The organism is Mycolicibacterium brisbanense (assembly GCF_001570425.1).
Lineage (GTDB): Bacteria > Actinomycetota > Actinomycetes > Mycobacteriales > Mycobacteriaceae > Mycobacterium > Mycobacterium brisbanense.
This window is the reverse complement of record NZ_BCSX01000053.1, coordinates 290401-315430: the sequence shown is the minus strand read 5'-3', so window position 1 is coordinate 315430 and position 25030 is coordinate 290401. Positions and strand designations below refer to the sequence as shown.

Annotated in this window: 19 protein-coding genes; 7 read left to right on the top strand and 12 right to left on the bottom strand. The window is 66.9% G+C overall.

The window, feature by feature from the left end; genetic code table 11:
* From RMCB_RS37020 to RMCB_RS31605, 3 genes are all read right to left on the bottom strand, one after another.
* Nucleotides 1–171: hypothetical protein (locus tag RMCB_RS37020; protein ID WP_407662163.1), on the bottom strand; the 171-nt coding region annotated here is incomplete at its 3' end.
* A 5-nt stretch (nt 172–176) separates the two neighbouring features.
* Entirely contained in the window at nt 177–4910 is a 4734-nt protein-coding gene (locus tag RMCB_RS31610) for a type I polyketide synthase (protein ID WP_062831886.1), read from the bottom strand.
* Complete coding sequence (locus tag RMCB_RS31605; RefSeq protein ID WP_062831885.1) at nt 4907–6649, bottom strand: AMP-binding protein; 1743 nt, start codon at nt 6647–6649, stop codon at nt 4907–4909. The genes RMCB_RS31610 and RMCB_RS31605 overlap by 4 nt, the downstream gene beginning before the upstream one ends.
* 785 nt (nt 6650–7434) lie before the next feature.
* Here RMCB_RS31605 and RMCB_RS31600 point away from each other — a divergent pair.
* Both RMCB_RS31600 and RMCB_RS31595 read left to right on the top strand, forming a co-directional pair.
* Entirely contained in the window at nt 7435–8223 is a 789-nt protein-coding gene (locus RMCB_RS31600) for a thioesterase II family protein (protein WP_234792305.1), read from the top strand.
* 109 nt (nt 8224–8332) lie between these two features.
* Nucleotides 8333–9217: an SDR family oxidoreductase gene (locus RMCB_RS31595; RefSeq protein ID WP_062831884.1), complete on the top strand. Its 885-nt coding sequence runs from the start codon at nt 8333–8335 to the stop codon at nt 9215–9217.
* Here the strand turns inward: RMCB_RS31595 and RMCB_RS31590 are convergent.
* From RMCB_RS31590 to lspA, 5 genes are read right to left on the bottom strand one after another with little or no spacing between them, the layout of a single operon-like run.
* Nucleotides 9210–10391 carry an RNA polymerase sigma factor gene (locus RMCB_RS31590; protein WP_407662162.1) on the bottom strand — a complete coding sequence of 394 codons (1182 nt, stop codon included), beginning with the start codon at nt 10389–10391 and terminating at the stop codon, nt 9210–9212. The genes RMCB_RS31595 and RMCB_RS31590 overlap by 8 nt on opposite strands.
* Before the next feature lie 26 nt (nt 10392–10417).
* Nucleotides 10418–10795 (bottom strand): YciI family protein, encoded by a 378-nt coding sequence (locus RMCB_RS31585; protein ID WP_062831883.1) that lies wholly within the window; start codon nt 10793–10795, stop codon nt 10418–10420.
* Between the two features lie 32 nt (nt 10796–10827).
* Nucleotides 10828–11778, bottom strand: coding sequence for an EamA family transporter RarD (gene rarD, locus RMCB_RS31580; RefSeq protein ID WP_234792303.1), 951 nt, complete (start codon nt 11776–11778; stop codon nt 10828–10830).
* 2 nt (nt 11779–11780) lie between these two features.
* Nucleotides 11781–12704 (bottom strand): RluA family pseudouridine synthase, encoded by a 924-nt coding sequence (locus RMCB_RS31575; protein WP_062831882.1) that lies wholly within the window; start codon nt 12702–12704, stop codon nt 11781–11783.
* Nucleotides 12704–13417 (bottom strand): signal peptidase II, encoded by a 714-nt coding sequence (lspA, locus tag RMCB_RS31570; protein WP_062831881.1) that lies wholly within the window; start codon nt 13415–13417, stop codon nt 12704–12706. Before lspA ends, RMCB_RS31575 begins: the two co-directional genes overlap by 1 nt.
* A gap of 43 nt (nt 13418–13460) precedes the next feature.
* Here lspA and RMCB_RS31565 point away from each other — a divergent pair, with 43 nt between their 5' ends.
* Together RMCB_RS31565 and RMCB_RS31560 are read left to right on the top strand one after the other, a co-directional pair.
* On the top strand, nt 13461–14408 hold the full coding sequence (locus tag RMCB_RS31565; RefSeq protein ID WP_109784486.1) for an asparaginase: 948 nt from the start codon (nt 13461–13463) through the stop codon (nt 14406–14408).
* Nucleotides 14409–14430: 22 nt separating this feature from the next.
* A complete protein-coding gene (locus RMCB_RS31560) occupies nt 14431–14898 on the top strand; it encodes a hypothetical protein (RefSeq protein ID WP_062831908.1) in 468 nt (155 codons plus the stop codon).
* A gap of 98 nt (nt 14899–14996) precedes the next feature.
* Here the strand turns inward: RMCB_RS31560 and RMCB_RS31555 are convergent, their stop codons facing one another.
* Complete coding sequence (locus tag RMCB_RS31555) at nt 14997–16361, bottom strand: DNA polymerase IV (RefSeq protein ID WP_062831880.1); 1365 nt, start codon at nt 16359–16361, stop codon at nt 14997–14999.
* A gap of 33 nt (nt 16362–16394) precedes the next feature.
* Here RMCB_RS31555 and RMCB_RS31550 point away from each other — a divergent pair, with 33 nt between their 5' ends.
* Nucleotides 16395–16613 (top strand): RNA-binding S4 domain-containing protein, encoded by a 219-nt coding sequence (locus RMCB_RS31550; RefSeq protein ID WP_062831879.1) that lies wholly within the window; start codon nt 16395–16397, stop codon nt 16611–16613.
* Nucleotides 16614–16708: 95 nt separating this feature from the next.
* Here the strand turns inward: RMCB_RS31550 and ileS are convergent, their stop codons facing one another.
* Nucleotides 16709–19831, bottom strand: coding sequence for an isoleucine--tRNA ligase (gene ileS / locus RMCB_RS31545; RefSeq protein ID WP_062831878.1), 3123 nt, complete (start codon nt 19829–19831; stop codon nt 16709–16711).
* A 267-nt stretch (nt 19832–20098) separates the two neighbouring features.
* Nucleotides 20099–20653, bottom strand: a complete 555-nt coding sequence (locus RMCB_RS31540; RefSeq protein WP_063979693.1) for a hypothetical protein — start codon at nt 20651–20653, stop codon at nt 20099–20101.
* A 136-nt stretch (nt 20654–20789) separates the two neighbouring features.
* On the opposite strand from RMCB_RS31540, the gene RMCB_RS31535 reads away from it, so the two are divergent.
* Together RMCB_RS31535 and RMCB_RS31530 are read left to right on the top strand one after the other, a co-directional pair.
* Complete coding sequence (locus RMCB_RS31535; RefSeq protein ID WP_062831907.1) at nt 20790–21146, top strand: transcriptional regulator; 357 nt, start codon at nt 20790–20792, stop codon at nt 21144–21146.
* A gap of 45 nt (nt 21147–21191) precedes the next feature.
* Entirely contained in the window at nt 21192–21929 is a 738-nt protein-coding gene (locus tag RMCB_RS31530) for a hypothetical protein (RefSeq protein ID WP_062831876.1), read from the top strand.
* 5 nt (nt 21930–21934) lie between these two features.
* Here the strand turns inward: RMCB_RS31530 and RMCB_RS31525 are convergent, their stop codons facing one another.
* Nucleotides 21935–25030 (bottom strand): MMPL/RND family transporter, encoded by a 3096-nt coding sequence (locus RMCB_RS31525; protein WP_407662160.1) that lies wholly within the window; start codon nt 25028–25030, stop codon nt 21935–21937.

The window sequence follows — 25030 nt, the reverse complement described above, 5'->3', positions numbered from 1 at the left end:
CCAAAACTGATCCGCAGAACCCACCCCACCCGGCAACCGACAACCCAACCCCACCACAGCTACCGGCTCAACATCAGCACGCTCAGCCACCGCCAACCGCGCCGTCAACTCATCAATCCGATGCAACGCCTCAGCAATAATCGCCCGACGATCCGCCCCAGCACCAACCATAAAAATCAACCCAGCCTCTGCGAGAGTTGTTGCAGGAGTTCGTCTTCGCTGAACTCACCATAGGTGTCGACCTCGGCGTCGTCGGCGACCTCGATCAACTCGGGCAGGATGGTGGTCAGGTACTCGGTGAGCGCGTCGACAGTCGGGTAGTCAAAGATCACCGAGGCCGGTACCGCCTGCCCGAGGCTTTCCGCCAGCGCCCGCTGAAGGGTCACGCTCATCAGCGAGTCCATCCCGAACTGGAAGAACCCCTCCGACCGGTCGAGAAGTTGCGGCGAAGCCAGGCCCATCACCCGTGCGACCAATGTGCTGACGTGCTCGGCGAGCTGGTCATAGCGCTGTTCGGGTGCGCACTCGCGCAGTGCTTTCCGGAATTGGGTGGTGGGCACCGCGGGCGCGTCGGCCGCGGCGGGCTCGTCGTTGTCCACCGGCAGGAGGTCGTCGACGATATGCAATGGCGCCCTGGTGCGGTAGGCGGCCGCCAGACGGGTCCAGTCGGCCGCCACGACAGTCGAGCGCACCGGAGCACGCGATCCGCACAGCGACCACAGCGCCTGGATCGCGACCTCGTCGGGCATCGGTTCGAGCCCGGACCCGAGGGTGATGTTCCGCTCGTGCTCGATCTGGCTGTTGGCCAACGATTTCCACAGCCCCCAGTTGACGGTCGCGGCAGGCAGGCCGGCGGCGCGCCGCGCATAGGCGAAGGTGTCCAGGAAGGTCGTCGTCGCCGCATAGTGCGCCAGCCATCGCGAACCCAGCAGTCCCGATATCGAGCTGAAGAGGACGAATTGCCGCAGCGGCGTGTCCAGCGACAGCTTGTGCAGTACGGCGATCGCATCGAGCTTGGGCCGGAACATCGCCGCGACGTCGGCGTCGGTCATATCCGTCACGGTGACCGGACCACCGCCGAAGGCAGCCAGGTAGATCCCGGCCAACGGGGGCAGATCGCCCCCGAACCGGCCGAAGAGCTCTGTCATGGCCGCTTCGTCGGCGGCATCCGCAGCGACCGGCACCAGCGTCGTTCCTTGACCGGCCAGTGTCGCGGCCAACGCGTCCAACCGGGCACCGGGATTCCGTGACACCGCCACGACGGTCCCGGCGCCCATGTCGGCCAACTGTTGGATCAGCTGTGGACCGATGTTGCCGGTCGCGCCCACCACCAGATAGCTGCCGTTGCCGTCCAGCCCATCCCCCGACGTGGTGGGCGGCAGCGCCCGGCGTAGCCGGGCTACCCGGCGGACACCCGCCCGGTAGACGATTTGATCTTCCTCATCACCGGCGTGAGCCTCCGTGACCGCGTACTGGGCGACCAGACCGGCGGGCACCGACTCGTCGACATCGATCACCGCGCCCCAGATGTCGGGGCATTCCAACGCCAGCGTGCGGCCCAGGCCCCACAGCACCGCGTGGGACGGATTGGCGCGATCCCCGTCGGAGATGGGCTGCGCGTTGCGGGTCAGCAGGATCACGCGCGTCGGCAATCCGGCGTCGGCCAGCACGACTGCCACTCGGCGCGCGGCGGTGAACACGCGGTAGCCGGAGGCCGCGTCGAACGCCGGACACACAGGTGGCGCGTAGAGCACGTAGTCGGCATCGGCCGCGGCAGCCCGCAATGTGCTGGCATCCGCGTCCTCATCCAACTCGGTGACCCGGTTGTGCCCGGCACGAGCGATTTCTGCCGTGAGGCGGTGGTCGCCGATCACCACCCACGAGCCCGTCGCGGGCACCGGTTCGGCTTCGACGGGCCGTTCGGGCCAGGTCAGCTCGCAATACCACTCAGCGGGGACCACGCCGGACGTCGCGGACGGGGTACCGCCGCGGGATCGCCTGCTCATCGGCATGAAGTCCGCCCAATGGCTCGTGTGCAGCCACGGCGTCGTCGGCAGGTCCGGATGCGGGCCGGCGGGGTGTGGTGTGACCGGCGGCTGCGCCGTGTGCATGGCGTTGAGGTTGGTGTGGAAACTGACCGTGTCGTCGCCGTCGCGCGTCAGGGTGCCGATGCTGTGGTGGTGGATGTCCCCCAGGGTTTCCGAGATCGCGGTTGCCAGCATCGGATGCGCGCTGATCTCGACGTAGCTCGTATAGGTTTCGCCGGCAGCGGTGACCGCCTGGTGCAGCCGTACCGGCTGGCGGACGTTGGCCGCCCAGTAGTCGGCGTCGAGCACAGGGTCCGTGGCGCAGTCGCGAACCGTGGAGAGGAACGGAATCACGGGTCGCCGAGGCGAGAGATCGGCCAGCGCGGCGCGCAGGTCCGGCAGGATCGGATCCATCAGGGCGTTGTGGGACGCCACCTCCATGTTGACCCGCCGGGCGAACCGGCCGAGGCGCTGCACCTCCGAGATCAAGCTGTCGACCGCGGCCGGCGGCCCGGCGATCACCGTCTGGCGCGGCGAGGTGTACACCGCCAGGCTCACCTCAGGATGTCCGGCGATGAGTTCCGTTGTCGCCTCGGCGTTCAGAGCCAACAGCGCGACGGCGCCCTGGCCGGCCAGTCTCGACATCAGGCGGGATCGGGTGGCGATCACCCGCAGCCCCTCCTGAGCCGTCAGCGCCCCGGCCACCACGGCTGCCGAGACTTCGCCCATCGAGTGGCCGATGACCGCATCCGGCGTCACGCCGTGATGGCGCCACAGCTGGGTCAGCGCCAGCTGCAGCCCCACGGTTACGGGTTGCACCTGGGCATCGCCGCGCATCGGCAATCCGTCTGCAAGCACCTGCCGCAGGGAGAACCCGACCTCCTCGACAAATATCGGTTCCAGTTCGGCAACCGCTGCGGCGAACGCCGGTTCGTCGATGAGCAGTTGCCGTCCCATGCCCGCCCACTGCGAACCCTGACCGGAGTACACGAACACCGTTCCCGCGCCGCAGGAGCCCTCGTGCGGGCCGACGACGCCAGTAGCGGGCTGCCGCTGCGCCAACGCGATCAAACCCGCGACAGCCTGCTCGTGATCGCGGGCACACACGGTGGCAAAAACCGGGTGATTGGTGCGGTGATGGTTGAGCGTATGGGCAACATCGGCCAACGCGATCCCCGCGCTTGCGCCGGTCATCCACCCGGCCAAGGTCTCGGCGGTGCGTTCGATCCGCTCGCGATCCTTGCCCGAAATCACCAGCGTTGTGACAGCCGCATCCTGTCGGGGCGACACCGGGGCCGCATCGGGGGCCTGTTCGAGCACCACGTGCGCATTGGTGCCGCCGAATCCGAACGACGAGACGCCGGCCCGCCGCACCCGCCCCACCGACGGCCAATCCTGGTTCTCGGCAACTACTTTCAGCCGCAGCGCGCCGAACGGGATGTGCGGATTGGGTGTCTCGAACCCGACGTTTCCCGGGATCCGGGCCTGCTGCACCGCGAGCACCGCCTTGAGGAAGCCCGCGATACCGGCCGCAGCCTCGAGGTGACCCAGATTCGACTTGACCGCGCCGATCAGCAGTGGGGACTGCTCGGGGCGTCCGCGGCCCAGTGCGGTTCCCAGTGCGCGCGCCTCGATCGGATCCCCGAGGAAGGTTCCCGTCCCGTGGGCTTCCACGTAGTCGACGTCGTGCGGCGTCAGGCCGGCATTGGTGTACGCGGACTTCAACACCGCCATCTGGGCGGCCGGGTTCGGCGCCATCAACCCGTTGGACCGGCCGTCCTGGTTGACCGCTGATCCGCGGACCACGGCAAAGATGCGATTCTCGTCACGCACGGCGTCGCCGAGACGCTTCAGCACGACCGCCCCACAACCCTCACCGCGCACGAAACCGTCTGCCGCAGCGTCGAATGCGTGGCACCGGCCACTCGGTGACAGCGCACCCGCCTGGTCGAAACCGTGGAAAACCGCGGGCGACAGCAGCATGTTCACCCCGGCGGCCAGCGCCGTGTCGCAGTCGCGCATCCGCAGGCTCTGGCACGCCAGATGGATCGCGACCAGTGACGACGAGCAGGCGGTGTCGATCGTCACCGAGGGTCCGCGCAGGTCGAGGAAATATGACAACCGGTTGGCGATGATGCTCAGTGCCCCACCGGTATTGCTCCAGGCATCGACTGTCGGAAGATACGTCGACCCCAGGTAGCCGTACTCACTGAAGCACGCTCCCGCGAACACCCCGGTCTGCGAACGGCGCAGTGAACTCGCCGGAATTCCCGCGTGTTCGAAAGCCTCCCAGGCGACTTCGAGCAGCAAACGCTGTTGCGGGTCCATCTTCGCGGCCTCACGCAGGGAGATCTCGAAGAAATCCGCGTCGAAGGCGTCGATATCCCCCAGGAACGAACCCCAGCGGGTGGTGGCCGCGAGAGCCTCCGCAACTTCGGGTGACCCGTCGTCGAAGGGCTGCCAACGCTGCGGCGGAACTTCGCTGACCGCACAGCGGCCATCCCACAGGAAGTCCCACAGAGCCTCCGGGCCGGCGATCCCGCCAGGGAACCGGCATCCCAGGCCGACGACGGCGATGGGTTCGTCGAGCGACCCGCGGTCGAATCCGGGCGCCGGGTCCCCAGCGGATTCCGACTCACCGTCTACCAGAAAACCGACGAGCGAGTTGATGGTCGGGTGCTGCCAGAAGTCGACCGGTGACACCGGCCGGTCCAGGAGTTCGGCCAATTCACCGGAGAGCACCACGGCGTCCTTGGATCCGACGCCGAGGTCGTTGAGCGACAGATCGAGGTCGATCTCTTCGGGCTTGCAGCCGACGGTCGTGACCAGGTAGTCGATGAGCCAGCGCCGGAGTCCGGCGTCGTCTCCGATGGTGGCAGTCATCGTGGTCCGTCCAATCGCTCGAACCCGTCGTGTCGATAGCTCTCGGCGCAGGCCGACCGGCGCACCTTCCCACTGGTCGTGATCGGAATCGAACCTGGCGCCACGAACACCAGATCGGCGGCTCGTACCCGGTGTGTCGTCGAAATGGCGGCTGTCAGTTCGCGTTTCAACACCCGCAGCCGCTCTGCCCAGTCCTCGTCGGATTCGCGGCGGCGTTTGACCTCCACGATGGCCACCAGCTTCTCGGACTCGCCGTCGGGCACCGATATGGCTGCCGCGCGGCCGTTGCTCAGCTCCTGGATGGTGGCCTCGATATCGTCCGGATAGTGGTTCGAGCCGTCGACGATCAGGAGGTCCTTGATCCGGCCGATGATGAACAGCTCACCGTCGGATATGACACCGAGATCACCGGTCTTCAGCCACGGCCCGGTTGGCGTGCCGGGTGAGGCGTTGACCAGGTTTCCGTCGAAGACGCGTTGTGTCTCTTCGGATTTGTGCCAGTATCCCGCGGCGACGTTATCCCCGTGCACCCAGATCTCGCCGACCGTGCCGGCCGGGTTCTCGGTGCGCGCGGCGGGATCGACGATCCTCAGCATGGTGGACCGGCCGGTGCCGTGCCCGATCAGCTCCGTGCTTCCGCTCGCGTCGGCGTCGCACCGCCTCGCGTGACCGTTCGACAGCTTCTCGTAATCGAACCGGACCCGTGACGGGGCTGTGCCGAGGTCGGAGGTGGCGACATAGACGGTTGCCTCGGCGAGGCCGTAGGACGGTCGAATAGCGCTCGGCTTCAGGTGAAACGGCGTGAACCGGTCGATGAATCGGTTCAAGGTGGCGGCGTGCACCCGCTCGCTGCCGCTGAGTATCGATCGCACATCGCCGAGGTCCAGGCCGGCCATGTCGTCGTCGGTGGTTCGCCGGGCGGCCAGCTCGAAGGCGAAGTTCGGGGCCGCTGACAAGGCCGCCGGACTGGTGGCCAGCAACTGCATCCACCTGGCCGGACGCTGCAGGAACGACAACGGACTCATCAACGCCGCGCTACGGCCACAGACCAAGGGGGCGCAGATGCCTTTGATCAGCCCCATGTCGTGGTAGAACGGCAGCCACGATACGAAGGTGGTGTCGGACGGGATCTCGCCGCCGAAGTAGTCACTGAGCGCCTGATCGACGTTTGTCACGACGTTCTTGTGGGTGACCACGACGCCGGCAGGTAGCCGCGTCGAGCCCGAGGTGTACTGCAGGTAGGCGATCGGCGGCATGCCCGGCCGCATCGTGTCGGGTTCGCGCGGCGAATCAAGGTCAAGCGAGTCGATTTCGATGATCGCCGGCGGACGGGTGGTTCCCGTGCCTTCGGCGTAGCCCGCAACCTCGGCGGCCGAGGCGGTCGTGGTGAGGATGACCGAGGGAGTGCAATCCCGCAGGACCGACACGACTCGCTCGTCGTGTACGCCCGGCTGCGGGACCGACAGCGGGACCGCGACGAAACCAGCCTGCATGGCACCGAGGAAACCGACGATGTACTCGAGTCCTTGTGGTGCCAGCACGGCGGCACGATCACCTGGCGCGCCGCACAACCTGATTTCCTCGGCGACGACGCGGGCTCGCCGGTACACCTCGGCCCAGGTGAGTGTCTCGGGATACCCATTGGGGTCGACATCGAAGTCGAGATAGGTGTAGGCAGTGGCGTCGCCCTGCCTACTGGCTCGCTCATGGAGAAGCGCTGTCAGGGAATGTTCGACCATGGGTGTTCCTTCCACTCACTCCCGCTCAGACTTCGTCGCTCATGCCGATCGCACGCGAACAGCACACAATCTGCGTGTTTGTTTGCTATGCGCCGCTGTCGTCGGCGACGCACGCCGCATCTTGCGCTGGCCGTCGGTGCCCAGCGCAAGCCCGTCCCCGACTGGTTCTGACAGCGGGCGTCATCTCTCCGTCAGCCGCACATCCGTTGTGCGGGCTAGCGAAGATGGCTCCCGTGGCGTCTTTGCGGAAATTTACGCCGGTGTTGGCAAACTGTCATCGGTTTTCCCACTCGAGAGTGGCGACCTCGCCAACTTGTTTGCCGGTGCAAATTAGCTAACTGGCGCGAATCGAGTCTTTCCTCGAGATGTCACACGGTTTGACTCCTCGCACGCCGTTTGCCCGATCATCACCACGCGTTTTCTCGGTCCGACGCGTCTCCATCTAAATAGATTGGCGCACAACCATATTCGTGTCGCATGCCCGGTTTGTATCCAACCGATCATGATTGCCGATCTTGTTATCGCAAAGTTTTGCCCCAATGGGCAGCCGATCGTGCACAAACCGAAAACACGATCCGTGGCCGACGCGCTCCGCCTCGTACGCAGAGGCGAAGGTCGCGTGTCGCCGCCGGCGGCAGGGCGGCTGGACACCTACTGATGAGTTGAGCAATCGCCTAGCTCGTCTAGCAGGATTCTGTTCTGTCATTTGCCGATTGGCATTCTTTCGTCGCTCGCTGATAATGAGCTCGACCCGACGGTGCTGCGCCGACGGGCCCGGGGAGGTAATGGCCGGTGTATTCGTCAACGACAACACACAGCTCGTGGACCGCGGCATGACGGCAGGGGTTCGGGGCGATCACGCGCCGCATACCGTCGAAACCCTGTACATATTTCCGCACGCCGGCGGCTCGGCGCGGTCGTACGTACCGTTCGCGCGTGCGTTCTCCTCGCCGGTTCGGCGCGTCGCCGTGCAGTACCCCGGCCACGCGGACCGGCACGACGTGCCCGACATCGGCAGTATCCCAACGCTTGCCGGTGACGTGTACGACCTGCTCGCAGCGGGAATCACATCGGAGGCGCCGGTCGCGTTCTTCGGCCACAGCATGGGCGGCCTGATCGCCTTCGAAGTGGCGCGCAAGTTCGAAGCCAGCGGGAAAAGCATTGCGGCACTGTTCTTGTCTGCCTCGCCCGCACCCGGACACGGCGGTTATCAAGAGCTGCACCAGAGTACTGACGGTGAGCTGCTGAAGATGGTGGCCGACATGACCGGCACCGACACCGAATTCATCGGAGACCGATTCGGCGCGACGATTCTGCGAACCCTGCGCAATTACGGTGCGATCACCGAATACAACTGCCCGCCGGGCACAACCGTCGCGTGTCCGATCTATGCCTACGCGGCGGCCGACGACACCGCGGTCAGTTACGAGCGGGTGGCGGCCTGGTCGGCATTCACCACCGCCGCTTTCGACATCCGGGTGGTGGCCGGCGACCATTTCTTCGTCACCGAGAAGGTCGGCGAGGTGGTCGACGACATCGAGCGCAGGCTGGCATCACACGGCAACGGTCGATAGCGGCCGACCGGCCCCTCGTGGCTGCCCATGTGGGCATGTGCGCGAAAATCAGCTACCAGTCGTGCAATTCGGTCAGTACCCCTGCTGCGCCGGGGGTACCTTTCGGCACATGGTGTCATTGAGTTCGCAAGTCGTGGTCATCACCGGTGGCGCTCGCGGCATCGGCGCCGCGGTGGCTCGCCTGCTGCACAAGCGCGGCGCCACACTGGTGCTCATCGACGTCGACGCGCAGCCCTTGGCTGCCCTGGCCGCCGAACTCGCCGATGATGCGAAGGTCATGACGATGACCGCCGATGTGCGTGACCTGTCAGCGATGCAGAACGTCGTCGACAAGGCCGTCGAACGTTTCGGCGGCATCGATGTTGTCGTGGCCAACGCGGGCGTGGCCAGTTACGGCTCCCTGCTCCAAGTCGACCCGGAGGCGTTCAGGCGGGTCATGGACGTCAACGTGCTCGGCGTCTTCAACACCGTGCGCGCCGCCCTGCCGTCGGTGATCGACCGCCAGGGTTATGTGCTGATCGTCTCGTCGATGGCGGCGTTCGCCGCCGCTCCGGGTATGGCGCCGTACAGCACGTCCAAGGCGGGTGCCGAACATCTCGCCAACGCGCTGCGGTTGGAGGTCGCCTACCGCGGCGTGAAGGTGGGCTCGGCTCACATGTCGTGGATCGACACCGACCTGATCCGCGACACCAAAGCCGATCTGCCCGTGTTCGGCGAGATGCTGGCCATGGCTCCGTGGTGGCCGGTGAACTGGACCACCTCGGCGGACAAGTGCGCCAAGGCTTTCGTCAAGGGCATCGAAGGCCGCAAGACCCGCGTGTACTGCCCCGGTTGGGTCGGGCTGTTCCGGTGGCTCAAGCCGGTGCTGACCAGTTACGTCGGCGAGACCGCGATGCGGCAATCCGCCCCCGCGCTGCTGCCGAGGATGGACGCCGAGGTGGCGGCGCTGGGCCGCTCGGTCAGCGCGCGCACCGAGGCGACCGACGCTAGGTGAGCGCGTCGAGTTTTCGGCGTAGATATGAGGCCACGTCGGCTTGCGGGGTCAGTTCGATCGCACGGCGGTAGGCCCGCACGGCATCGTCGCTGCGGCCCGCACGGGACAACAGGTGTGCCCGGGTCACCCACGCGGGCTGGAAGCGGGTCACGGCCGGATTGTCGATCGCGTCGAGACTGCGCAAACCTGCCCGCGGACCGTCGATCTCGCCGTCGAGGGCCGCCAGGGCCACCAGAGCCCCCAGCGTCGGCGCGATCTGCACAAGCGCGCGGTGCAGCTTACGCAACGCCGCCTGGTCCACCGGTCGCGCGCAATGCGCGGACTGGATCGCCGCCTCGTACTGGAACCGCCCGGGTGAGCCGAACCCGTGCGCACGCGTCAGCATCCGCTCGCCGCGTTCGATCAGCGCCCTGTCCCAGCGAGACGGGTCCTGTGCGTCGAGCGGGACGAATCGGCCGTCGGGACCATGCCGGGCTGCCCGGCGTGCTTCGCACAGCGACAAGAGCGCCGCCAGCCCGAGCACCTCAGGTTCGTCGGGCAAGAGTTCGGTCAGAATCAGGGCCAGGTGCAGCGCCTCGGTGGACAGCGAGTCCACCACGGCGCCCTGGGTGCTCTGCCAGTCGATGGCATAGGCCCCGTAGACGGCCTCCAGCACGCCGGGAAGCCGCGCGGCCAAGTCGGCCCGTTCCGGTAGGACAAACGGAATGCGGGCGTCCCGCACACGCTTCTTCGCGCGCACCAACCGCTGTGCCATGGTCGCAGGCGCGACCGCGAACGCTCCTGCGATGGCCGCCGCGTCCACACCGAGCACGGTCTGCAGCATCAGCGGGGTGCGGGCATCGGGCGCGATGGCCGGGTGCGCACACACCAGCATGAGTTCGAGCCGCCGATCCGGTATCTCGGCTGGTTCATCCGCGGCTTCGGCGGGATCGTGATCCGCGGGCAGCGGCCGGGTGAGTCGATAGGCCGACGATTTCCACAGGTCGCGCAATCTGTTCCGGGCCACGGTCAGGATCCATGCCTCGGCATTGCCGGGCACGCCGTCGCGCGGCCATCGCTCCAACGCTCGCTCGAAGGCTTCCGACAACGCATCCTCGGCCGACGCGATGTCCCCTGTGGGCGCGGCCAGCAGCGCGAGCAACCGGCCGTAGGAGTCGCGGGTGATCGCCGCCACCCGCGACTGCGCCGACGATGACTCGGTCAGGGCGTGTACCAGCCGGTTCCGCGGGCATAGGTGACCGCAACGGGGCGGATCTCGACCGAACCCCACTGTGCGGCGGGGCACCGCCCAGCCCACTGCAGCGCTGCGTCCAGATCCGGCACGTCGATGACGAATACCCCGCCGAGCCGCTCGCGGGTCTCGGCGAACGGACCGTCCTGAATCTCGGGCTTACCGTTTCGGGCGGTGTATGTGGTTGTGGCAGAGGCAGATTGGAGTACCTGGGTGCCGATCAGCACACCCGCCGCGTCGAGATCGTCGGCGTAGCGGGCGAACGCCGCACGCGCGGGCGCCATGTCCTCGTCGGATAGGCCGGCCTCGGGCCCTTCCTGGTAGTGCATGAGCAGGCAGTACTGCATGGTGTCCTCCCGGTGTCGTGGTTTTCAGCCTGTCACCGTGATGACGATTCCGGCTCCACTCGATCGACAGTTCCGGCAACCGAATCTTGAGATCTTTTGCCGAGCGCCCCCGCGGTCATGATGATCAGCGCCAGCCAGATCAGCGCGAACCCGATCCACCGGCCCAGCGGCATCGGCTCGTGTCCGATGAACACGCCCCACGCCATCTGCAGACCCGGGTTGAGGTAGAACAGCATTCCCAGGGTGACCATCGGGAGGCGTTGCGCGGCGGCGGCGAACAGCAGCAGCGGAATCGCCGTGACGGGGCCGGCCAGCACCAACAGGGCGGCATGCGGGACGCCGTTGTTGAGGAAATGCCCCTGCCCCAGCACACCGAGGGTGATCAGGTATCCGGCGGCCAGCGGCAGCGCCAGCAGCGTCTCGACGGCAACACTGACCCGTGGATCGGCCGCGACCACCTTCTTGACCAATCCGTAGACGCCGAACGACACGGCCAGCACGACCGCGATGTAAGGCGGGGCACCGACCTGAACGGTCAGCACCGCGACGGCTACCACGGCGATGGCCAGGGCCACCGCCTGCCAGCGGTTGATGCGCTCCCGGAACACCACGACCCCGAGCGCCACACTCACCAGCGGGTTGATGAAGTACCCGAGTGCGGCGTCGACGACGTGGCCGTTGGTGACCGCGTAGATGTAGGTGCCCCAGTTGACGGAGATGAGCGCGGCCGCGGCCAGCAGTTGCAGCCAGGTGCGGGCGCGCAGCCGGCGCAGATCGCCGAGCCGACGCGCGACGGCCAGCACCACCAGCAGGAACACCGCGCTCCAGACGATGCGGTGGGCGAGCACCTCCAGAGGTCCGGCAGGCAGGAGGAGCAGAAAGAAACCGGGGCACAGACCCCACCAGATGTATGCAGCGGCCCCGTAGAGCGCCCCGGTCCGGAGCGCGATCTGCTCCTCACGTCCGCGATGGGCCTGACCCACGATCAGTGCCGGCGGAGCACGTCGAGCGCGTGCTGCAGGTCTGCCGGATACGGACTGGTGATCTCGATGCGGCGGCCGTCGGCCGGGTGCGCGAAGGCCAGTGAGCGGGCGTGCAGCCACTGGCGCTCGAGCCCGAGCCGTTTCGCCAGAGTCGGATCGGCGCCGTAGGTGAGGTCACCGCAGCACGGGTGGTGCAGTGCGGCGAAATGCACCCGGATCTGATGGGTACGGCCGGTTTCCAGTGCGATGTCGACCAGGCTGGCAGCCTGGAAGGCCTCGATCGTGTCGTAGTGCGTGACGCTGTGGCGGCCGTCCTCGACCACCGCGAATTTCCAGTCATGGCCCCGGTGCCTGCCGATCGGAGCGTCGATGGTGCCGCTCGACGGGTCGGGGTGTCCCTGCACCAGAGCGTGGTAACGCTTGTCGACGGTGCGCTGCTTGAACGCTCGTTTGAGCGCGGTGTATGCCCGCTCCGAACGCGCAACCACCATGACCCCGGAGGTGCCGACGTCGAGGCGCTGCACGATGCCCTGCCGCTCGTGGATACCTGACGTGCTGATCCGGAAGCCCGCGGCCGCCAACCCCCCGAGCACCGTCGGACCGTGCCAGCCGACTGTGGCATGCGCGGCGACACCCGGCGGCTTGTCCACTGCGACAAGGTCGTCGTCGGAGTAGAGGATGGCCATGCCCTCGATGTCGACCGGGGTGTTCTCCACCGGCGCGGGAGCCTCGGGCAGCCGAACCTCCAGCCAGGCCCCGGCGACGAGCTTGTCGGATTTGGTGGCGGGCGCTCCGTCGAGGTCGACGCCACCGTCCTCGGTCAGCGCCGCCACGGCGGTCCGGGACAACCCCAGCAGCCGCGCCAAACCGGCGTCGACCCTCATACCGGCCAGCCCTTCGGGGACCGGCATCGATCGCGTGGCCACTATGACTGATCGGCCTGGCGGCCGACCGGGCTCGACTCGTCGGCCGGCTCCTGAACGTCCTGGTCGCCGGCTTTCTCGGTGGTGGCGGTGTCTGCCTCGGCAGTATCAGTCGTCGCTTGCTCTGTCTTCGGCTTCGCCACGTCACGCTGCGAGTCCGGCTGGCGCCGGCCGACGGTATCGAAGTCGAACCCGAACAACGACAACGCCACCAGCAGGATCGCGCCACCCACCACGGATGGATCGGCCACGTTGAAAACCGGCCACCAGCCGACGGAGAAGAAATCGACGACGTGGCCACGCAGCGGACCCGGCGAACGGAAGAAGCGGTCCACCAGGTTGCCCATCGCGCCGCCGAGGATCATGCCAAGGCCGATCGCCCACCAGGGCGAGACCAGCCGGCGACCCATCCAGACGATGCCGATGACCACGCCGGTGGCGATGAGCGTCAGCACCCACGTGTAGCTGGTCGCCATGGAGAACGCTGCACCCGAGTTGCGGACCAGCGTCCAGGTCACCGTGTCGCCGATGATCGACACCGGCTGACCAGGCGTCAACAGCCGCACCGCGAGCACCTTGGTCACGACGTCGAGGAACAGCACCACCCCGGCAACTGTGAGCAGCAGGGGCAGCCGGCGTCGGGGCGGGGCGGGGGATTTCGCATCCCCAGAAGCCTCGGTCACCGGCTCCGCCGGGGTGGGGGTTTCCTCAGTCACTCCCCCATCATCCCAAAGTGTCGATGCGCGACAATCTAGAGCCGTGCACAAGCCCGTGAGTCTGACCGTCATAACAACTGGCGGCACCATCGCCACCAGCACCGACGGCGCCGGGGTGCGACACCCGACGCGCACGGGCACCGACCTGACCGCCGGTCTCGACGTCGCCGCCGACATCGAGATCGTCGATCTGATGTCCACCGACAGCGCCATGATGACGCCGGCCGACTGGGACCGGATCCGGAATGCGGTCGAGACCGCGGCCGACGGGTCTGACGGGGTGGTGATCACCCACGGCACCGACACCATGGAGGAAACCGCCCTGTGGCTGGAGTTGACCTATGCGGGAGCCGCCCCGGTGGTGCTCACCGGGGCCCAACGCAGCTCTGATTCGCCAGATTCGGACGGGCCGGCCAACCTGCACGACGCGCTGATCGTGGCGGGCAGCCCAGCCGCCCGTGACCTGGGCGTCCTCGTCACGTTCGCCGGTACGGTGTGGCAACCGCTGGGGCTGCGCAAGGACTCGACCATCAAGCTGGCGGGCTTCACCGGAACCCCGGTCGGTGCGGTGACCGCCGGTGTATTCGAGCCCGGTGCCGCCAAGCCGCGGCCCCAGTTGAGCGGATTGACCGCGGGCTGCGCGCCCCGCGTCGACATCGTCGCGGTCTATCCGGGCAGCGACGCAGCCGCCATGGAGGCGTGCGCGGCCGCCGGGGCCCGCGGGATCGTGCTGGAGGCGATGGGGTCGGGCAACGCAGGTGAACCCGTGATCGAAGGAGTTCGCAGGCTCACCGCCGAGGGGGTGACCGTCACAGTGTCCACCCGGGTGCCCGACGGACCGGTCAGCCCCGACTACGGACCGGGGCAACGCCTCCTCGACGCAGGCGCGGTTCTGGCGCGACGGTTGCGGCCCGGGCAGGCCCGGGTGTTGCTGATGGCGGCGCTGGCCTCGGGGCAACCGGTGAGCGGCATCATCGGCCAGTGGGGTTGACCGCTTCGGTTCAATGGAAGGCATGCTGTACCGCTTAGCTATGGCGCTCGCGGCCGCGGCACTGGCCCTGGCGGCCGCGCCGTCCGCAGGCGCCCAGCCGCCACCCGGTGCCGACGACATCGACAGCTATCCGAGTGCCCGCGGCTCGTTCTCGTCGGCCGCACCCGGCGACTTCTACTGGATCTTCTTCAAGACCCCGGACGGTAGGCACTGCGGCATCGGCCCCAACGGCGGCCCGGTGGGCTGTGACGCCGTGCCCACCGATGCGCCTGCCGGAACCAACCAGACCGTGGTCAACAGCGCAGGACCCGCCGAGTACCAGCACTCCGACAACGCCAGATTCACCCGCGATGTGGATGTCCTGCCCGAAGGGCAGAGGCTCGAGAACTGGGGCGCCAGCTGCGGCGTCGGGCATCAGGGCACCGTGACATGCAAGACCTACGGGCAGCACGGCTTCGTGCTGTCGTCGACCTACGGCGTGCTCTGGTAGTCGGCTGCCGTTTTTGCTCCTCACGTCCGCCGCGCCCTTTTGCTCCTCACGTCCGCCGCGCCCTTTTGCTCCTCACGTCCGCCGCGCGCTTTTGCTCCTCACGTCCGCCCGAGCCCCTCGAGGTAGTCCTCCCAGGCCAGGCTGTCGATCGGATTGGCCCGGCTCAGACCGGGCGTGTCCGCCGCGAACGTGCGGGTGGGCCCCGGCCCTGACGCCCGCGTTTCGAATCGAACGGTCATCACACCGTGGCCGGCACCCTGGATCCAGCCGAAGCCGTGCTCCGGGTGCATGACGTCGTCCCCGATGCGCCACACAGTCGCAGCCGCGGGACCCGCATCGACGTGAGGCTGGGTGTCCCAGACCTCTTCTGGCTGCTCCAGATCCGGGAACAGGGACTCCTGCCGGGTGTCTGATAAGCCCGAAAAGCCCACGCCGACAAGACGAATCGGGCCGACCTCGACCGGGTCGAGCAGCAGTCGGCGCGCGGTGCCGATGAGAGTGGCGGCCTCGGTGGTGGCATAGCCCAGCGTGGCCGACCGGGTCAGCGTGCTCATGTCAGACCGCTTGAGCTTGACCGTGACGGTTCGCGCGCCGCGGCCGTCCTTCTCCAGGCGCCGGTGCGCGTGCTCACCGATGGGGCCGATGGCGTCCTGAAGCTGGGCGAGGGTGACAAGGTCCTCGGGAAACGTCGACTCGGCGCTGATCTGCTTGGCCTCGGCCCGTTCGGTCACCGGCCGGTCATCGATCCCCCGGGCCAGCTGATGCAGCGCAGGACCGACCGTCGCGCCGAGCACGCTCGCCACCTCGGTCTCGGACAAGGCTGCGAAGGCGCCGACGGTCTCGATGCCCAACCGGTGCAGTTTCTCCTCCGCGACCGGGCCGATCCCCCACAACCTCCGGACCGGCAACCCGTCGAGCAGGACCCGTTCCTCGTCGCGGCTGACCACCCGCACCCCGTCCGGTTTCGCCAGGCCTGATGCGATCTTGGCGATCTGCTTACCCGAACCGGCCCCGACGGAGGCCACCAGCCCGGTGTGCTCGCGCACCTTGGCGCGCAACCGCTGACAGAACTCCTCGACCTCGGCGGCCGAAGCACCCGCAAGCTCGGCCGGCTCGCCGAACGCCTCGTCGAACGACAGCTGCTCGACGACCGGAACCACACTGCGGACCGTGTCGAGTGCCCGGCGGCTGGCCACGCTGTACACCGCACCACGCGGCGGGAGTACCACCGCGGGGGCACCGACCAAACGGCGCGCCTGGTGCATCGGCATCGCGGACCGAGCGCCGTACCGCCTGGCCTCGTAGCTGGCGCCTGCGACGACGCCGCGCCCGCCGAGACCGCCCACCAGCACAGGGCGCCCGCGCAGCGTCGGCCGGGTGAGCTGCTCGACGGACGCGAAAAATGCGTCCATGTCGAGATGCAGGACCCAGCGTCCGCCCGTGTGGAACCTGCTGCCCGCCATACCTGTCGATGCTATGGCGCTAACCTGACCGGCATGGCATCCGATGAGGTCCCGATCCGTGACGCGTCGATCCGCCTCGGCCAGTTCCTCAAACTGGCGTCGCTGATCGACACCGGCGCCGATGCCAAAGCGGTGATCGCCGACGGGCTCGTCACCGTCAACGGCGACGTCGAGTTGCGGCGCGGCCGCCAGCTACACCCGGGCGACACGGTGTCGCTCGAAGGCCGTACGGCGCGGGTCGTCCACGGCTGACTCGCGTCTCGTACGCCGAGTGTGAACTTATGTGTCAAAAAGTCGGAAAATCTCGCACACAAGCTCACTTTCGGCGCGGCGCACCAGGCTGACACTCACGCCTTCGCGATCGCCACCCGCACGCCATCGCCGATCTCGGAACCATCGACGGCGTCGGCGAATTCGAAACTCGTGGCCAAGATCTCGCCGGCGATGAGGTCGCGGTGGGTGTCTGCCCATGCGGCGAACTCCGCGGGCACCGCCATCCGCACCGCGATCCGGTCGGAGACCTCCAGTCCCGTCGTCTTGCGCAGTTCCTGAAGCTCGCGGATGCGGTCCTTGGCCCAGCCTTCGGCTTCGAGTTCCTCGGTCACCGTGCCGTCGAGCACCACCAGCCCGGCCCCGTCGGGTAGCGCCGATGTCCATTCCGGGTCCGCCGCAACGAGTTTGGAGGTGTATTCGGCCGGCTGCAGCACCACAGGGCCCGCGGTCAGCGTGCCGTCGGGATTGACCGCACCCTCGCCCGCCTTGACGGCCTTGATGGCGGCCTGTACGTCCTTGCCGATCCGGGGTCCGGCGACCCTGGCGTTGACCGCGAGCTCGAACTTGCCGTAGGCATCGATGTTGTCGGTCAGGTCGACCGCCTTGACGTTCAGTTCGTCGGCGATCAGATCACCGAACGGCGCGAGCGCCTGCGGATTCTCCACGGCCACAGTCAATTTCGGCAGCGGCAGCCGCACCCGCAGCTTCTTGGCCTTGCGCAGCGATGAGCCCACCGAGCACACCTCACGCACCTGGTCCATCGCCGCGACCAGATCGGGATCCTTGGGCAGCACGTCGGCCTCCGGCCAGTCGGTCAGGTGCACCGACCGCCCGTCGGTCAGCCCGCGCCAGATCACCTCGGTGGCCAGCGGCAGCAGCGGAGCGGCGAGCCTGCTGGTCACCTCCAGCACGGTGTGCAGGGTGTCGATGGCGTCGGCGTCCTCCTCCCAGAAGCGCGAACGTGACCGGCGCACATACCAGTTCGTCAACGCTTCGGTGAACTGCCGCAACTCGTCGCACGCCCCGGAGATGTCGCAGACGTCCAGCGATGCGGTCAGATCATCGCGCAACTGCGCGAGCTTGGCCAGGATGTAGCGGTCGAGGACGTTGGTGGAATCGGTGCGCCATGTCCCTCGCTCCGGCGCGTAGAGCGCCAGGAAACTGTAGGCGTTCCACAGCGGCAGCAGCACCTGACGCACGCCCTCGCGGATACCCTGTTCGGTGACGATGAGGTTGCCGCCCCGCAGGATCGGCGAGGCCATCAGGAACCACCGCATGGCGTCGGACCCGTCGCGGTCGAACACCTCGCTGACATCGGGATAGTTGCGCAGCGACTTGCTCATCTTCTGGCCGTCGTTGCCGAGCACGATCCCATGTGCCACACAGGTTTTGAATGCGGGCTTGTCGAACAGCGCGGTGGCCAGCACGTGCATGGTGTAGAACCAGCCGCGGGTCTGCCCGATGTACTCGACGATGAAGTCGCCCGGGAAGTGAGCCTCAGCACCGCCGACGCCATCGAACCAGGCCTGGTTCTCGAACGGATAGTGCACCTGCGCATACGGCATGGATCCTGAGTCGAACCACACGTCGAAGACGTCCTCGATGCGGCGCATGGTGGACTTGCCGGTCGGGTCGTCGGGGTTGGGCCGGGTCAGCTCGTCGATGTACGGCCGGTGCAGATTCGTCGGGCGCACCCCGAAGTCGCGCTCGAGCTCGTCGAGGCTGCCGTACACGTCGATGCGCGGATACGCCGGGTCATCGGACTTCCACACCGGAATGGGGCTGCCCCAGTACCGGTTTCGCGATACCGACCAGTCACGCGCGTTGGACAGCCACTTGCCGAACTGACCGTCCTTGACGTGCTCGGGGTACCAGGTGATCTCCTTGTTGAGCTCGACCATCCGGTCGCGGAACTCGGTCACCTTGATGAACCATGACGATACGGCGCGGTAGATCAGCGGGTTACGGCACCGCCAGCAGTGCGGGTAGGAGTGCTCGTAGGTCTCGTGCCGCAGGAGGATCGCGCCGTTGGCGCCTGCCGATCCGTCACCGTTCTTCAGATCCCGGATGATCTGCGAATTGGCTTCGAACACATGCTGACCCGCGTAGTCGGGAACCGATGCGTCGAACCGGCCCTTGGAGTCCACGGGTGTGACGGCGACGATGTCGGCGGTATCGGCCGTGGCCTTGTCGTCCTCGCCGTACGCCGGCGCCATGTGCACGATGCCCGTACCGTCCTCGGTGCTGACGAAGTCGGCCGCGAGCACGCGAAAAGCGTTGGGCGAGTCCATGAAATACGGGAATGGCGGCAGGTACTGCGTGCCCAGCAGCTCCCGGCCGGGGTAGGTGCCGAGCACCTCCGGCTCATCCCCCAGCTCGCGGGCGTAGGCGGCCAGCCGGGCCTCCGCGAGCACATAACGCCGTCCTTCGGAGCCCTGCACCACCACGTAGGTGATGTCAGGGTTGACGGCGACGGCCTGGTTGGACGGCAAGGTCCACGGCGTCGTCGTCCAGATCAGCAGATGGGCGCCCTTGAGCGGGCCGTCGGTCACCGCGAACCCGACGGTGACCGCGGGATCCTGGCGGCTCTGGTAGACGTCGTCGTCCATGCGCAGCTCGTGGTTGGACAGCGGGGTCTCGTCGTTCCAGCAGTACGGCAGCACCCGGTTGCCCTCGTAGGCCAGGCCCTTGTCCCACAACTGCTTGAAGGCCCAGATCACCGACTCCATGAAGGTGGGATCCAAGGTCTTGTAGTCGTTGTCGAAGTCGACCCAGCGGGCCTGCCTGGTGACGTAGGCGCGCCATTCGTCGGTGTACTTGAGCACCGAGGCCCGGCAGGCGTCGTTGAACTTCTCGATACCCATCGCCTCGATCTGCGCCTTGTCGGCGATGCCCAGCTGCCGCTGGACCTCGAGCTCGGCGGGCAGGCCGTGGGTGTCCCAGCCGAACCTGCGCTCGACCTTGTAGCCGCGCATCGTGCGGTAGCGGGGCACGATGTCCTTGACGTAGCCGGTCAGCAGGTGGCCGTAGTGCGGCAGGCCGTTCGCGAACGGCGGCCCGTCGTAGAAGACGTACTCCGGTGCGTCGTCGCGGCGGGCGATGCTGGCCCGGAACGTGTCATCGCCGGCCCAGTAGTCCAGCACCTCAAGTTCGCGCTCCGGAAAATTCGGTGCGACGGGCTTGGGATAGGCGCTCACGTCTTCGTCTCCTGTGCCTGTGTTGCGCCCGCAGGCCCAACTGTGTTCAAGGCACGGGGACGACGTCGCGCAGGTGCGCGAGCGCCGCGGTACCACCCCGCTTGCACGCGAAAAACGCGCGCCGCTCAACTATCGGGCGATGACGGGCCCACCCGCCCGGTTCTACTGAGCTGCGTCGCAGCCGTTCTTCCGGAGGCTCCCCGGTGATGGCCGGATCGACGCCGTTTTGATCAGTCTAATGAGCGGTGCAAATCGCGCAGGCGGCAACTAGCCGGAGGTCACCTCGATGAGTGCGAACGGGAACTGCTCGGTCAGTTCCGCGACCGTAGCCGGATCGAAAGCACGCGTGTCATACGTCCATTCGAGTTGCACCCCGGTCCCGGAATCAGGGTGCACGTGTAGCGAGAGCAAATATCCGGTGCGTGTCGTGGACCCTCGGTCTGCCTCGTCGTAACTGAACTGGACGTCGGCGCACGAGCGCTCGTGGGACGGGGCCGCACGGCTGACCGTCGTCAGCAGGTCGTACCCGGACAGGCTCCGGTGCGCACTGCAGGCCACCGAGGCCCGGTGCACCGTCGCACCGTCGACGTCGACGTCGAGCACGCCCTCACCGATGGTGCGGGCTACAGTGCGCCCCAGTGCGGCCAGCAGCATCGCCTCGGCACTGCTGCCCATGGCCGCGCTGGCGCCGGCCAGTTCTGCGCCGAGTACATAGTCGAGCGCACTTGTCATCGTCGCCAAATCGGATTCCCGCGACGGCGTCGCGGTGGGGTAATCGGAAAACCAGCTCGTGGTACCGGGGTGCAGCAGCGGAGCGACCATGAGGATCACGTTAGCCACACTGTCCCAATTTTGGGAGAGTAGTGCCAAAAGTCTGACATGCGTGTCAATAAAGAAATAGCTGTGAGCAAACCGATTCAGTCTGCCCAAACTCGATGATCGGGTCTATGGTGTGGTGATGCCCCGCACCGATGAGAACGGCAGGCAACTCAAGGCACTGCTGGACTACCTGCTCGACGGCGAGATAGACGCGAAGGCCATCTACACCGCGCTCGGCACGTCCAGCAGCACCTACTATCGGCGCATCAAAGAGTCCGACTACCCCAATGCCGAGGAGCTCAGGCAGGTCGCGGACCGTTTTGGACTCAGTTATCCCGACCTCCAGATCAGGTTCGGACTGATGAGTCGCCAGGAAGTCTGGCACTACATGGAGTCGGCGCCGGTGACCGTCGCGCCGTCGGACACCAGGACGCGCACGGCGCGTCCGGCAAAGTTGTCCGAATTAGCGCCTCGCGCCGACGCACCGCCGCTTTAGCAATACAATCAGCTATCCGTTGAATCTCGTCGAAACGACTGTCCGATGTCAGTAGCCGTGCTCATAACGATCACCCTCGGGTGCATTGCCTGGAGCTTGTGGATCCGGCGCGTCACGTGGTCGTGCCGGTGGGAGGTCGCGGCCACCCTCAACATCGCCCTTCAGGGCTTGGCGGTGCTGCTGATGTCGCCGCTCGCCTCGGAAACCCTCGGCCACGTGCTCCATGAGCTGACCGGGAAGTGGAACGTCGAGGATTACATCGGCCACGACTGCTACATCGTGGCCGCGTCGGCCATCGTCTACAACACCCTCGGCCGGTTGCAGGACGACGATGCGATGCAGCGGTCGTTCAAGCAGTACGTCGAGCGGCCCGCGACCCTGTGCATCCCGCTGCTGCTCGCGACGTTCTCGCTGGGCAACGGCGCCAAGGTCTATCGCGCCGACTTCTTCACGGTGCCCACCGACTTCTGGCTCAGCGCGTACTGGATTCTGCTGTGCGGCACGCTGACCTACCTGTTGCTCTACGGCGCCCGGGCCATGATGGTGCTGCGCAGGGACCCGCGGTCCCGGCGGATCGCGAACATCTACCTCATCGCCTCCGTCAGCGGCATCCTGGCCTGCGCGGTGCGGATCACCACCGCGTGCTTCCCCGTGCTGCAGCCATGGGAGAACGGCAAATTCGTCTGGCTGTTCGCCTGCATGTGCGGTGCGGTGTTCGCGCTGGCCTCGGCACATTCGTGGCGCATCAAGACGCGCTGGCTCTCGATGCACGGTCAGCGCTGAGCGGCTCAGCGTCCGCCTGCCGCGTCGGCCAACTCCCGTTCATCGTCGGCCGCTGACTCTGCGTCGTCGTTCTCGTGCCCGACCGCGTGACCGTGGGCATGCCTGCCTTTCGACGGCCACCAGTTGAATTTCCCGATCAGCACCGCCGCGGCGGGCACCGTGATGGTCCGGACCAGGAATGTGTCGAGCAGCAGACCGACGCCGATGATGAACCCGATCTGCACGATGCTCGCGATGTGGCTGACCGTCAGCGCGAGCATCGACGCGGCGAAGATGAGACCGGCGGAGGTGATCACGCCCCCCGTCGCGCCCACCGTGCGGATGACGCCGGAGGGGATCCCCAGTTTGGACTCGTCGCGTATTCGGGAGATGAGCAGCAGGTTGTAATCGGCGCCTACCGCCACGAGAACCAGGAAGGCCATTCCAGGAACTGTCCATGACAGTTCCTGGCCCAGGATGAACTGGAAGAACACGACGCCGATGCCCAGCGCCGAAAGATAGGACAGCACAACCGAAATCACGAGGTACAGCGGTGCCACGATCGCGCGCAGCAGGGCGACCAGGATCAGGAACACCACGATCAGCGTGACGCACACGATGTAGCGGATGTCAGCGTTGTAGTAGCCGCGGACGTCGCGGTTGACGGCCGAGAACCCGACCATCGAGATCTTCGCATCGGACAACGTCGTATTCGGTTTGGCACTCTCGGCTGCTGCCAGGATCTGTTCGATCTGGTCCATCGCCGAGCTGCCGAACGGGTTGAGGGCCGTCTGAACCAGATAGCGCACGGTGTGGCCGTCGTCGGAGACGAACAGCTTGGCGGCCTTCTCGAATTCGGCCTGCGTCAGGATCTCCGGCGGGATGTAGAACCCCGACATCGGCGGGCTGGCTGCATCGCGCTTCATGCCGAGCAGGAAGGCCGAGCCCTGGTCCAAGCCGGTACCCATGCCTTTCGTCTGATCGACCAGCAGTTGGACCCCGTCGGCGAGCTGGCGGCTGGAATCCGCCAGGAGGTTGGCGCCGTCGATCGCGGACGAGATCTTCTGCTGCAGGCCGCTGGGATCGCTCATCCCCAATTGCTGCAGGGCATTGGTCACCTTGGTCACCGTCGTCCCCAATCCGCGGATGGAGTCGTCGAGGGTGTCGCTGCCGTCGGTGGCCTCCAGCTGCTTGCCCAGATCGGTGAGGGTGTTGACGCTGCTGTCGTCGTAGGCGGCGACGACGCGTTGCAGATCGGCGCGCGAGGACACACACGCCGGGTCGATGTTGCATGCCGGGCTGGCGTTCAGAGCCGTGACCGCAGGCATCGCCCAGTTGTAGAGGTCTTTGACTTGCGCGACATTCTTATTCAGCGCTCCACCCAGCGAACGCATATTGGCCACGAGTGTGGCCTTCTTGTCGATGTCGGCGAGCGTCTTGGACCCACCGAACTGGGTCTGCAGGTCGGTGAGTGCACCCACGAGTCCGCGAACCGAGCCGACCGCGGTGAGCACCTGCGTGCGGATCTCCCCCAGCCCGTCGGCCAGTTGATGCGCACCACCGGCCAGTTTGTCGAGGTTGGCGTTGTTGCTCTCGATGAGGTCGGAGGCGTCGCGTAGCTTGGCCCCGACCTCGCCGGCCTGATAGGTGGCCTTGGCTTGTTCGAGGACTTCACCGGTGGGCCTGGTGATGCCGCGGACCTTGTCGATGTCGGGGACCTGGCTGACGCGCTGGGCCATCTGTTCCAGATCGGCAAGAGCTTTCGGGCTGCGCAGATCCTGCGGTGACTCGATCAGGAGGAACTGCTGCAACGTGCTGCTGACCGGGAAGTGCTTGTCCATGGCCTCGTAGCCGCGGTTGCTCGACGAGTCGGCGGGCAGCAGCTTGCGGTCGTCGTAATTGAACTTGACCATCGCCGCGCAGCCGGCCAACGCCACGAGGATGACGAGGCTCGACACCAGGTGCAGCACCGGCCGCCGCACCACATGCACGCCGGAGCGTCGCCAGAATCTGCCCGTCACATCCTTGCGGGGCTTCACCCAACCCCGCCGCCCGGCCAGCACCATCAGCGCCGGAAGCATGGTGATCGACGCCAGGAAGCCGAACGCGATGGTGACGGCCAGCGCGGGCCCGACCGTCGCGAAGGCACCCAGGTGCGCGAAGCTCAGGCCCAGGAACGTGACCGCGACCGTTGCTGCCGAGCCTGCGATCACCTCACCGATCGACTTGAGGGCGGTCGCGACGGCGATGTCCGAGCTGACGCCGTCGCGCAGACACTCCTGGTAGCGACTGAAGAGGAAGACCGCGTAGTCGGTCCCGGCGCCCATCAGCATCGCCGTCATCAAGACGATGGTCTGGGGGCCGAGCCCCAGACCCACCTCGCCCAGGGCCGCCACCACTTGTTGGGCCACCACCATCGAGACGCCGATGGTGAGCAGCGGCATCAGCATCGCGACCAGATTGCGGTAGACCACGATGAGGATGGTCAGCACCAGCACCACGGTCGAGATCTCGATGAGGTGCTGATCGCGCGCCCCGACCTTGTCGATGTCGTCGAACGTGGCAGCCGCACCCACGACGTTGACCGTCAGCGCTGAGTCGCGCGTCGAGTCGTGCACGGTGTCGATGGCGCTGCGGTAGGCCGCCTGACCGGGCCCGGTGCCCATCGTTCCGGACAGGCTGATGGGCAGCGTCCACGCCTTCTTGTCCTCGCTGGTCATCACCTGACGCAGCTCGGGGATGTCGATGAAGTTCTGCGTCGAGGTCACGCTCGAGTTGCCCTTGAGCTTGTCGACCAGATCCCGGTAGGTGTCCTCGTCGGCCGGTGACAGGCCGTTCTCGTCGGTCAGGACGACGACGGCGAAGTTGCCCGCGGCAGCTTCGTGAAAGGCGTTCTGCATGTGTTGGCTGGCCACCAGGACCGGCGAGTCGGCCGGCAGCAGATCCGGTGGGTTCTTCTGGGCAACCACGGCCAGGGGCGGCACCGCCAGCAGCAGTGTCACGGCGAGGGCCACCCAGGCCACGATGATCAGCACGGGCCGCCGGACGACCAGCCGACCGAGGACAGCGAAGAACCCGTCGGCGAATACGCCGCGGGTTCTCAGGCCGCTCAGGAAAGCCAA

Excerpts from the sequence above, each read along its gene's own strand:
- RMCB_RS31595 (WP_062831884.1), top strand. The coding sequence starts at position 8,333 with ATGGTGTCATTGAGTTCGCAAGTCGTGGTCATCACCGGTGGCGCTCGC.
- RMCB_RS31560 (WP_062831908.1), top strand. The coding sequence starts at position 14,431 with ATGCTGTACCGCTTAGCTATGGCGCTCGCGGCCGCGGCACTGGCCCTG.
- RMCB_RS31530 (WP_062831876.1), top strand. The coding sequence starts at position 21,192 with ATGTCAGTAGCCGTGCTCATAACGATCACCCTCGGGTGCATTGCCTGG.
- RMCB_RS31605 (WP_062831885.1), bottom strand. The coding sequence starts at position 6,649 with ATGGTCGAACATTCCCTGACAGCGCTTCTCCATGAGCGAGCCAGTAGG.
- RMCB_RS31600 (WP_234792305.1), top strand. The coding sequence starts at position 7,435 with ATGGCCGGTGTATTCGTCAACGACAACACACAGCTCGTGGACCGCGGC.
- RMCB_RS31555 (WP_062831880.1), bottom strand. The coding sequence starts at position 16,361 with ATGGCGGGCAGCAGGTTCCACACGGGCGGACGCTGGGTCCTGCATCTC.
- RMCB_RS31540 (WP_063979693.1), bottom strand. The coding sequence starts at position 20,653 with ATGGTCGCTCCGCTGCTGCACCCCGGTACCACGAGCTGGTTTTCCGAT.
- RMCB_RS31535 (WP_062831907.1), top strand. The coding sequence starts at position 20,790 with ATGCCCCGCACCGATGAGAACGGCAGGCAACTCAAGGCACTGCTGGAC.
- RMCB_RS31610 (WP_062831886.1), bottom strand. The coding sequence starts at position 4,910 with ATGACTGCCACCATCGGAGACGACGCCGGACTCCGGCGCTGGCTCATC.
- RMCB_RS31585 (WP_062831883.1), bottom strand. The coding sequence starts at position 10,795 with ATGCAGTACTGCCTGCTCATGCACTACCAGGAAGGGCCCGAGGCCGGC.
- RMCB_RS31550 (WP_062831879.1), top strand. The coding sequence starts at position 16,395 with ATGGCATCCGATGAGGTCCCGATCCGTGACGCGTCGATCCGCCTCGGC.